The 9,877-nt window shown below is 62.9% G+C and carries 8 protein-coding genes; 6 read left to right on the top strand and 2 right to left on the bottom strand.

The features are described from left to right. The first annotated feature begins 68 nt into the window (after positions 1 to 68). From ASC48_RS08135 to ASC48_RS08115, 5 genes are all read left to right on the top strand, one after another. A complete protein-coding gene (locus tag ASC48_RS08135; RefSeq protein ID WP_055455222.1) occupies positions 69 to 533 on the top strand; it encodes a MerR family transcriptional regulator in 465 nt (154 codons plus the stop codon). 239 nt (positions 534 to 772) lie between these two features. Next, positions 773 to 2,563 (top strand): acyl-CoA dehydrogenase C-terminal domain-containing protein, encoded by a 1,791-nt coding sequence (locus ASC48_RS08130; protein ID WP_055455221.1) that lies wholly within the window; start codon positions 773 to 775, stop codon positions 2,561 to 2,563. An 84-nt stretch (positions 2,564 to 2,647) separates the two neighbouring features. After that, entirely contained in the window at positions 2,648 to 3,286 is a 639-nt protein-coding gene (locus ASC48_RS08125) for a glutathione S-transferase family protein (protein WP_055455220.1), read from the top strand. Between the two features lie 24 nt (positions 3,287 to 3,310). Further along, positions 3,311 to 4,519, top strand: coding sequence for an acetyl-CoA C-acetyltransferase (locus ASC48_RS08120; protein ID WP_055455219.1), 1,209 nt, complete (start codon positions 3,311 to 3,313; stop codon positions 4,517 to 4,519). 23 nt (positions 4,520 to 4,542) lie between these two features. Continuing rightward, the gene (locus ASC48_RS08115; protein ID WP_055455218.1) at positions 4,543 to 6,762 is read left to right on the top strand and encodes a 3-hydroxyacyl-CoA dehydrogenase NAD-binding domain-containing protein; all 2,220 of its coding nucleotides are present in this window, start codon (positions 4,543 to 4,545) and stop codon (positions 6,760 to 6,762) included. A gap of 238 nt (positions 6,763 to 7,000) precedes the next feature. On the opposite strand, the gene ASC48_RS08110 is transcribed toward ASC48_RS08115, so the two are convergent. Next, the gene (locus tag ASC48_RS08110) at positions 7,001 to 8,659 is read right to left on the bottom strand and encodes a lysine--tRNA ligase (RefSeq protein ID WP_055455217.1); all 1,659 of its coding nucleotides are present in this window, start codon (positions 8,657 to 8,659) and stop codon (positions 7,001 to 7,003) included. A gap of 225 nt (positions 8,660 to 8,884) precedes the next feature. On the opposite strand from ASC48_RS08110, the gene ASC48_RS08105 reads away from it, so the two are divergent. Next, entirely contained in the window at positions 8,885 to 9,301 is a 417-nt protein-coding gene (locus tag ASC48_RS08105) for a tellurite resistance TerB family protein (protein ID WP_055455216.1), read from the top strand. Between the two features lie 34 nt (positions 9,302 to 9,335). Here the strand turns inward: ASC48_RS08105 and apaG are convergent, their stop codons facing one another. Further along, the gene (gene apaG, locus ASC48_RS08100; protein ID WP_019962998.1) at positions 9,336 to 9,728 is read right to left on the bottom strand and encodes a Co2+/Mg2+ efflux protein ApaG; all 393 of its coding nucleotides are present in this window, start codon (positions 9,726 to 9,728) and stop codon (positions 9,336 to 9,338) included. Positions 9,729 to 9,877 lie beyond the last annotated feature (149 nt).

The following is a 9,877-nucleotide window of genomic DNA, read 5'->3' as shown; positions in this document are numbered from 1 at the left end:
CCCGCATGCACTTCAGATTTTCCGCAGTACAGCAGGTCCGGCCACATGCGGACGGACAGGACAAGGCAATGAGCGAAGCACTTTCCATTCAGGACGGCAACGAGATTGCCGATGTCGTTGCCGCAGCCGACGACAGCACCAAGAAGACCCAGTTCACCATCGGTGACCTTGCCAAGGAATTCGGCGTCACGCTGCGCACCCTGCGCTTCTACGAAGACCGGGGCCTGCTGAACCCCAAGCGTGATGGCCTCAACCGCGTCTATACCCGCCGCGACCGCGCCCGCCTGAAGCTCGTCGTCATGGGCAAGCGCGTCGGCTTTTCCCTGTCCGAGATCCGTGACATGCTGGATCTTTATGACCTGCGCGATGGCCAGGTGACCCAGCTCCGCGTCGCCCTCTCCCGCTTCAACGAGCAGATTGCCGTGCTGGAAACCCAGCGCAAGGACATCGATCAGGCGATTGAAGAGCTGTCGCGCACCGTCGCCATCGTCTCCGGCATGCTGAAGCACAAGGAAAACGAAGCCGGGGAGTGATCCCGGTCCGGCCGCCATTTCTCCAGGAGGCGGCAAAACAGCGCGCCTGACCATCAGAACCGGAGCCTTCGCTCCGGTTTTTCGCGTTTCATGACACAGTTTTCATTCATTTCACGCAAAAACAGGCGTACCTTCCCCAAGGACATGGCTTGCCCGCCTGAAAATTGAGACGTATATATCGGGAGAGGTGACGTTTACGGAAACGTCAACTGCCAACGGTTACGTTCTGGGAGGAATTGATGCCGGCTTACCGTGCTCCCGTCGAGGACACCCTCTTCCTGCTCAATGATGTGTTCGGCTACGAACGCTACAGCAATCTGCCTGGATTTGCTGATGCGACGCCGGATCTGGTGGAAGCCATCCTGCGCGAAGGCGCGAAGTTCTGCGAGGAAATTATCCAGCCCCTGAACCAGACCGGTGACCGGGAAGGCTGCGTCCGCCATGAAGATGGCCGGGTGAGCACGCCCAAGGGCTTCAAGGCTGCCTATGACGCCTATTGCGAAGGCGGCTGGGGCGGGCTGTCTGTCAGCCCGGACTTCGGCGGCCAGGGCCTGCCGCATACGCTGGCCATGATCATGGCCGAATACATGTCTTCCGCCAACATGGCCTTCGCCATGTATCCGGGTCTGACGGCAGGAGCCATCGCCGCCCTGACCCTGCATGGCACGGATGAGCAGAAGGCAACCTATCTGCCGAAGATGGTGGCAGGCACCTGGACCGGCACCATGAACCTAACCGAGCCCCATTGCGGCACGGATCTGGGCCTCATCCGCACCAAGGCCGTGCCGCAGGGCGACGGCAGCTATGCCATCTCCGGCACCAAGATCTTCATTTCCGCTGGCGAGCACGACATGGCGGAGAACATCATCCATCTGGTTCTGGCCCGCATCGAGGGCGCTCCGGAAGGCGTGAAGGGCATCTCGCTCTTCGTGGTGCCGAAGTTCGTTCCTGCCGCCGACGGCACGCCTGGCGAGCGCAACGGCGTCTCCTGCGGCTCCATCGAGCATAAGATGGGTATCCACGGCAATGCCACCTGCGTCATGAACTATGACGGCGCCCGCGGCTGGCTGGTTGGCGAGGAGCACAAGGGCCTGCGCGCCATGTTCACCATGATGAACGAGGCCCGCCTCGGCGTCGCGGTGCAAGGGCTGGCCCAGTCCGAAGTCGCCTATCAGAACGCCGTCATCTATGCCAAGGACCGCATTCAGGGCCGCGCCCTGACCGGGCCGAAAGCGGCGGACAAGGCAGCCGATCCGATCATCGTGCATCCGGATGTGCGCCGCGTGCTGATGTCGATCCGTTCCTTCAACGAGGCCGCCCGCGCTCTGGTGCTGTGGACGGCCCTCAAGGGCGATGTGTCGCACCGCTCCGAAGATGAGGCCGAGCGCGTCAAGGCCGACGACATCATGGGGCTGATGACTCCGGTTCTGAAGGGTGTGCTCACCGACACCGGCTTTGCCAATGCGGTCAACGCCCAGCAGATGTTTGGCGGCCACGGCTATATCGCCGAATGGGGCATGGAGCAGTTCGTCCGCGATGCCCGTATCGCCATGATCTACGAGGGTGCCAACGGCATTCAGGCGCTGGATCTCGTCGGCCGCAAGCTTCCAGCCAATGGCGGGCGTGCCGTCATGGCGTTCTTCGATGAGGTCGGCGCCTTCCTGAAGGCACACAAGGAAGACGAGGCGCTGGCGCCCTACACCAAGCCGCTGAAGCAGGGGCTCGATCATCTGCAGGCCGCGACCATGTGGTTCATGCAGAATGCCATGAGCAACCCGGACAACGCAGGCGCTGGCTCCACCGACTACATGCATCTCTTCGGGCTGGTTGCCCTTGGCTACATGTGGGCGCAGATGGCCAAGGCAGCGCAGGCCAAGATCGCCAGCGGCGAAGAGACGGAGCGTTTCGAAGCCAAACTGGCTTTCGGACGCTACTTCATGGAACGGGTCATGCCGGAAACGGGCGCGCATCTGGCCCGCATCACCAGCGGTTCCGCCACCATGATGAGCCTTGCGGCAGACGCATTCTAAGCCTTTGATACGCCATAGCCCCGGGCGCCATGCCCCGGGGCAGCCCCGCCAAAGAAAAGCCCGCCGCTGCGGGCTGGAGGTTTCATGGCCGAGTATGTCCTGCATTGTTTCGCCCAGTCCGGCAACGCCTACAAGGTTGCCCTCATGCTCCAGCTTGCCGGAGCGGAGTGGGAGCCCCGCTTCTGCGACTTCTTCAACGGCGCCACCCGCACGCCGGAATTCCGCGCCGAGGTGAACGAAATGGGCGAGATTCCGGTGCTGGAGCACAAGGGCCTGAAGCTCAGCCAGTCTGGCGTCATCCTTGATTATCTCGCCGAGGAACTGGGCGAATTCGGTGCCCACACGGAAGATGAAGCCCGCGAAATCCTGCGCTGGGTGCTGTTCGACAACCACAAGCTCACCAGCTACACCGCGACGCTCCGCTTCCTGCGCCAGTTCGCCAAGACCGGCGAGACGCCGGTCACGGCCTTCTTCGAGGCACGCGCCAAGTCGGCCTATGCCATTCTCGACAAGCATCTGGAGGGGCGCCGTTTCGTGGCGGCGGACCGGCCGACCACGGCGGATCTGTCCCTGTGCGGCTATCTCTTCTGGCCCGAAGAGATCGGCATCGACTTTGCCCCCTACTCCAGCATCGCCCGCTGGCTGGATGCAATCCGCGCCCTGCCCGGCTGGGTGCACCCTTATGAACTCATGCCGGGGCACCCGCTGCCCGCCAAGGCCTGACAAGAAACACATCAGGAGGAAACCATGCCCGAGGCCTATGTATTCGACCATGTGCGCACCCCGCGCGGGCGCGGCAAGAAGGACGGCAGCCTGCACGAGGTGACCGCCGTCCGCCTTGCCGCCATCGCACTGGAGGCACTGCGCGACCGCAACAAGCTGGACACCCGTCAGGTGGACGATCTGGTGCTGGGCTGCGTCGATCCCATCGGCGAGGCTGGCGGCGACATTGCCCGTGCGGCGGTGTTTGCGGCTGGCTATGACAACTCGGTCCCAGGCATGCAGATCAACCGCTTCTGCGCCTCCGGCCTTGATGCAGTGAACATGGCCGCAGCGCAGGTCATGTCCGGCCAGCACCAGCTGGTCGTGGCTGGCGGCGTGGAAAGCATGAGCCGCATCGGCATCGGTGCCTCCGGCGGTGCCTGGCCGGTCGATCCGCAGGTGGCCCTGCCCTCCTATTTCATGCCGCAGGGCGTCTCGGCGGACCTCATCGCCACCAAATACGGCTTCACCCGCGACGATTGCGACGCCTATGCGGTGGAAAGCCAGAAGCGGGCGGCAAACGCCTGGGACAAGGGCTATTTCAACAAGTCGGTTGTGCCGGTGAAGGACGTCAACGGCATCACCATCCTTGCCCGTGACGAACACATGCGCCCCGGCACGGACATGCAGTCGCTTGCCTCGCTCAACGCCTCCTTCGAGATGATGGGCGCCATGGGCGGCTTCGATGCAGTGGCCATTGCCGCCCATCCGGAGCTGGAAAAGGTGCGCCATGTGCACCACGCGGGCAATTCCTCCGGCATCGTTGACGGCGCCGCCGCCGTGCTGATCGGCTCGCGCAAGGCCGGCAAATCGGCTGGCCTGAAGCCCCGCGCCCGCATCCGCGCCTTCGCCAACATCGGCTCGGAGCCTGCGCTGATGCTGACCGGCCCGGTGGATGTCACGGAAAAGCTGCTGGCCAATTCCGGCATGAAGCTGAAGGACATCGACCTCTTCGAGATCAACGAGGCCTTTGCCTCCGTGGTGCTGCGCTACCGGCAGGCCTTCGACCTTGACCCGTCCGTGGTCAACGTCAATGGCGGAGCCATCGCGCTCGGCCACCCGCTGGGGGCAACCGGCGCCATGATCCTCGGCACGGTTCTCGATGAACTGGAACGCCGCGACCTGAACACTGCCCTTGTCACCCTCTGCATCGGCGCCGGCATGGGCACGGCGACGATCATCGAGCGCGTGTGACAAGAGACCGGAGGAGACAAGCCATGACCTACAAGAACTTCACTCTTGAAACCGGCGCCGACGGCATCGCTCTGATCACCTGGGACATGAAGGACAAGTCGATGAATGTCATCGACATGTCCGTGATGGACGATCTGGAAGCGATCGTTGCCCATGTGGCCACGACGGATGCCATCAAGGGGGCCATCATCACATCCGGCAAGGCCGCCTTCTCGGGCGGTGCGGACCTGACCATGCTGGAAGGCCTGCTCAAGGTCTTCCATGCCGAGCGTGCCAAGGATCAGGAAGCGGCCGCCAAGGCGCTGTTCGAAGGCTCCCGCCGCCTCTCGCTGATCTACCGGAAGCTGGAGACCTGCGGCAAACCCTTCGTTGCTGCCATCAACGGCACCTGCATGGGCGGTGGCACCGAGCTGGCGCTCGCCTGTCATGCCAGGGTTGCGGCGGAGGATGACAGCTTCAAAATGGGCCTGCCGGAAGTAAAGGTCGGCCTCTTCCCCGGCGCTGGCGGCACCCAGCGCGTCATGCGCATGACCGATGCGCAGGCCGGCCTTCAGTTCCTGCTGCAGGGCCAGACCCTGCGTGCCGCCAAGGCCAAGCAGATGAAGCTGGTGGACGAGACGGCAGCGCCGAAGAAGCTGGTGGAGACCGCCCGCAAGATGCTGCAGGCAGGCGTCAAGCCGGTGAAGCCGTGGGACGAAAAGGGCTTCAAGCTGCCGAACGGCCCGGTCTATTCCCCCGCCGGTTTCCAGTTCTGGCCCGCCGCCAATGCCATCTACCGGCGTGAGACCCACGACAACTACCCCGGCGCCCGCGCCCTGCTGAAGTCCGTCTTCGAAGGGCTGCAGCTGCCGATGGATCTCGCCCTGCAGGTGGAAAGCCGCTATTTCGCCAACGTGCTGCAGAGCCCGGAAGCGGCGAACATGATCCGCTCGCTCTTTGTCTCCATGCAGGAGCTGAACAAGGGCGCCCGCCGCCCGCAGGACGTGAAGCCCAACAAGATCAAGAAAATCGGCGTGCTCGGCGCCGGCTTCATGGGCGCCGGCATTGCCTATGTCACGGCCAAGGCCGGAATCGACGTGGTGCTGCTCGACCGCGATCAGGCTGCCGCCGACAAGGGCAAGGCTCATTCGGACGAGCTGATGAGCAAGGCCGTCTCGCGCGGCCATGCCACGGCGGGGGAAAAGGAAAAGCTCCTCGCCCGTATCACCCCGACGGACAACTATGACCTTCTCGCCGACTGCGATCTGGTGATCGAGGCCGTGTTCGAGGACCGTGAGGTCAAGCGTGTGGTGACGGAAAAGGCCGAGGCGGTGATGAAGGCCCGCGCCATCTACGCTTCCAACACCTCCACCCTGCCGATCACCTCGCTGGCGGAAGCCTCTTCCCGCCCGAAGAACTTCATCGGCATCCACTTCTTCTCGCCCGTCGACAAGATGATGCTGGTGGAAGTGATCCTCGGCAAGAAGACCTCCGACAAGGCGCTGGCCATGGCGCTGGACTACATCAAGGCTATCAAGAAGACGCCGATCGTCGTCAATGACAGCCGCGGCTTCTACACCTCGCGCGTGGTCATGACCTACATCCGCGAAGGCCTGATGATGCTGGCCGATGGCGTTCCGGCGGCCATGGTCGAGAACGCGGGCAAGATGGCCGGCATGCCGGTCGGCCCGCTGTCGCTGGGTGATGAAGTGGCGCTGGACCTTGCCTGGAAGATCGTCTCGGCCACCCGCAAGGACCTTGGCGTCAACTATGTGGAAGGCCCGCTCGACAACATCCTTGAGGAGATGGTGGTCAAGCGCGAGCGCTTCGGCCGCAAGAACGGCAAGGGTTTCTATGACTATGCAGGCAAGGAAAAGAGCCTGTGGCCCGGCATTCCGGAGGTCTTAGGCAAGCCCAAGGCCGCTGACGCCTTCAACATTGAAGAGCTGAAGCAGCGGCTTCTGGTGATGCAGGCGCTGGAAACCGCCCGCATCTTCGAGGAAAAATGCCTGACGGACGTGCGTGAGGCCGATGTCGGCTCAATCCTCGGCTTCGGCTTCGCCCCTTACACCGGCGGCACGCTGAGCTACATCGACATGATGGGCACCCACGCCTTCGTGGAGCTGTGCAAGAAGTTCACCAAGAAGTGGGGCCCGCGCTTCAAGCCCAACCGCCTGCTGCGCGAGATGGCCAAGACCAACGAAACCTTCTACGGCAAGTTCCCGCCCAAGGCCGAAGCTGCCATCACGGCGGATGCAGCCTGACAGGTTCTGCAAGTTAGCCTCGACGCCCGGCCCTGTGCCGGGCGTTTTGCTTTTTCTAGCCGCTCATCGATGAGAAGCGCTGGTGGAACAGGCATGTCGCGGGGCTGCCCGTCTGGAGAGAGCACGGCATGGATGCCGTTACCCGTCATCACGAGAAGCGGTGCGCCCTGCCCCCAAAAACAAAACCGCCGCAGCCTTTGCAGGCTGCGGCGGCTCAAAACGTCAAAACTTCAAAGGCTCAGGCAGCCAGTTCGCCGCTAAGGGCCTTGGCGATGAGCGCGCGGGTTTCGGCGATGCCGTAGAGCGCCACGAAGGAGCCGAAGCGCGGGCCCTGTTCGAGGCCCAGCAACACCTTGTAAAGCGCCTGGAACCAGGCCACCGACACGCCGGGGCCGCCGTCCGGGCTCTTCTTCGTCTGGTCCTGATAGCGCTCGATCTTGCGCGCTACATCCAGCACGGCATCCTGAATGGTGTTGCCATCGGCACCGGCCGGCAGGGCAGCCAGCGCGGCATCGAGGGCTTCGAGAGCGGCCCGCTCCACATCGTCCGGCGCGCGGAACTGCTTCGACGGCTTCACGAAGTCGTCGAAGTAGCGGATCGCATAGGTGACGAGTTCATCCAGCTTCGGATGGGTGTCCTTGGTCACGCCCGGCGCATAGCGGGTGATGAAGGCCCACAGCACGTCCTTGTTTTCGGCGTTGGAGGCCGAGACGAGGTTCAGCAGCATGGCGAAAGGCACCGGCGAGCTGATGTCCGGCACATTGCCGGAATGAATGTGCCAGGCCGGGTTCATCAGCTTCTGTTCCGGCGTCATTTCCGCGAACTTGCCCGCAAAGGCGAGATACTCATCGACGGCACGCGGGATCACGTCGAAATAGAGCTTCTTCGCAGTCTTGGGCTTCTGGAACATGTAGAGCGCAAGGCTCTCCGGCGAGGCATAGGTCAGCCACTCGTCGATGGTCAGACCGTTGCCCTTGGACTTGGAGATCTTGGAGCCGTCATCAGCCAGGAACAGCTCATAGACGAAATGCTCCGGCGGGGTGCCGCCCAGCACTTCGCAGATGCGGTCATAGACCGGCATGTTCGGGCCATGGTCCTTGCCGAACATCTCGAAGTCAACGTTGAGCGCGGCCCAGCGGGCGCCGAAGTCCGGCTTCCACTGCAGCTTTACCTTACCGCCGGTGACCGGCAGGGTCACGTCGGTGCCATCCTCATCCTCAAACGTGATGGTGCCTTCGCGGGCGTTCACATCCTTCATCGGCACATAGAGCACGCGCCCGGAAATGGGCGAAATCGGCAGGAACGGGCTGTAGGTGGCGCGGCGCTCTTCGCCGAGCGTCGGCAGCATCACGTCCATCAGTTCCTGATACTTCTCGACGGCCTTCAGCAGGATGCCATCCAGCTTGCCGGACTTGTAATACTCGGTCGCGCTGGCGAATTCGTACTCGAAACCAAAGGTGTCGAGGAAGCGGCGCAGCATGGCGTTGTTGTGGTCGCCAAAGCTCTTGTAGTCCCCGCCGAAGGGATTCGGCACCATCGTCAGCGGCATCTGCAGATAAGGCTTCAGCGCTTCCTGATCCGGCACATTTTCCGGGATCTTGCGCATGCCGTCCATATCGTCGGAGAAGCACAGCAGGCGGGTCGGAATCTTGTCTTCGGTGAGGATGCGGAAGGCCGTGCGCACCATGGTCGTGCGCGCCACCTCGCCGAAGGTGCCGATGTGGGGCAGGCCCGAGGGGCCGTATCCCGTTTCGAACAGGACCGGAATCGAGGGATCACGTTTCTCGATGCGCTTCACCAGTTTGCGGGCTTCCTCGAACGGCCAGGCCTTGGAGGTCCGGGCCGCCTCGACAAAAGCGGGCGACAGGTCAAGCGAAGGGAGGGAACGTTCACTCATAATCTCAGATGGTCCGTGATGTTTTCGGGAATCCGGTTCCGTTGCCCGCGAGCTCCTGCGGGCGGCCGGAGCGCGGACACTAGAAAAGCCGCGGGCTTGCGTCAATCAAACTCTGCCCGCCGGACGTCCGCGCAGGCACAAATATTTGCGGCCCTTCTTGAAGGCCGCCTGCCGAAGCATTACCCATGGGGCCTTGAAACTGTTCAACAGGACCGTGCAGCCACAATGAGCAAGCCGTTCAGCATCCAGGAAGCCCTGATCTATGTCATGGTCATCACATCGGCCTCTGACGGGCTGATGACCGACAATGAGCTGGCCACCATCGGCGACGTGACCCGCATGCTGCCGGTTTTCGACGGTTTCGACCCGGCCAATGTGCTGCCGGCGGCCCAGCGCTGCACCCAGCTGCTGCAGGCCGAGGACGGCATGAATGACGTGCTGACCATCATCGCCGAGACCCTGCCGCACCTGCTCTATGACACGGCCTATGCGCTGGCAGTGGAGGTGGCGGCCTCCGACATTGCCGTCTCGAAGGAAGAGCTGCGCATCCTGCAACTCCTGCGCGACCGGTTCCGCCTCGACAAGCTGACCTGCGCCGCCATCGAGCGCGGTGCCATCGCCCGCTACCGCCTCGCCGGATAGGCCTCCGGCAGAGCGGGTTTGAGCGGAGTGGGTTTCAGTTCAGAAACCCGCGCCGGTTCGGAGTGTCCAGCGAAAAGGGCGGGATGGAGACATTCATCATGCGCCCGTCCGGCAGCTCCATCAGATAGGCGCCTTCCATGATGCCGGAGGGCGTGGTCAGCGGGCAGCCGGAGGAATATTCAAAGGCTTCGCCCGGCTTGATGACCGGCTCTTCCCCGACCACGCCCGGCCCTTCCACTTCCTGCATCTGGCCGTTGCCATCCGTAATCAGCCAGTGGCGGCGGCGCAACTGGACCGGCACATCCCCGAGATTGACGATCTCGACGGTATAGCCCCAGACATAGCTCCCCTCTTCCGGCGAGGACTGGTCCGCCAGATAGAAGGGTTCGACTGTGACCTGTATCCCGTTGGTAACGGCCCGGTACATGGCCTTCCGGATCCTCAACAATTCGTGAAGCGGATCAGGCTGTTGCCGGCTCCGCGTGTCATTTTCAAGATATAGAGCGCCGCAATGCACACGAAAAGTGCAAGCGTGAAAATGACTGACGGGGTGGAGTGTTTTCAAGCACTCCACCC

The organism is Pannonibacter indicus, assembly GCF_001418225.1.
GTDB classification, from domain to species: Bacteria; Pseudomonadota; Alphaproteobacteria; order Rhizobiales; family Stappiaceae; genus Pannonibacter; species Pannonibacter indicus.
The sequence above is the reverse complement of the archived record's forward strand: the minus strand, read 5'-3'. Positions and strand labels throughout refer to the sequence as shown.

Excerpts from the sequence above, each read along its gene's own strand:
- ASC48_RS08135 (WP_055455222.1), top strand. The coding sequence starts at position 69 with ATGAGCGAAGCACTTTCCATTCAGGACGGCAACGAGATTGCCGATGTC.
- ASC48_RS08130 (WP_055455221.1), top strand. The coding sequence starts at position 773 with ATGCCGGCTTACCGTGCTCCCGTCGAGGACACCCTCTTCCTGCTCAAT.
- ASC48_RS08125 (WP_055455220.1), top strand. The coding sequence starts at position 2,648 with ATGGCCGAGTATGTCCTGCATTGTTTCGCCCAGTCCGGCAACGCCTAC.
- ASC48_RS08120 (WP_055455219.1), top strand. The coding sequence starts at position 3,311 with ATGCCCGAGGCCTATGTATTCGACCATGTGCGCACCCCGCGCGGGCGC.
- ASC48_RS08115 (WP_055455218.1), top strand. The coding sequence starts at position 4,543 with ATGACCTACAAGAACTTCACTCTTGAAACCGGCGCCGACGGCATCGCT.
- ASC48_RS08110 (WP_055455217.1), bottom strand. The coding sequence starts at position 8,659 with ATGAGTGAACGTTCCCTCCCTTCGCTTGACCTGTCGCCCGCTTTTGTC.
- ASC48_RS08105 (WP_055455216.1), top strand. The coding sequence starts at position 8,885 with ATGAGCAAGCCGTTCAGCATCCAGGAAGCCCTGATCTATGTCATGGTC.
- apaG (WP_019962998.1), bottom strand. The coding sequence starts at position 9,728 with ATGTACCGGGCCGTTACCAACGGGATACAGGTCACAGTCGAACCCTTC.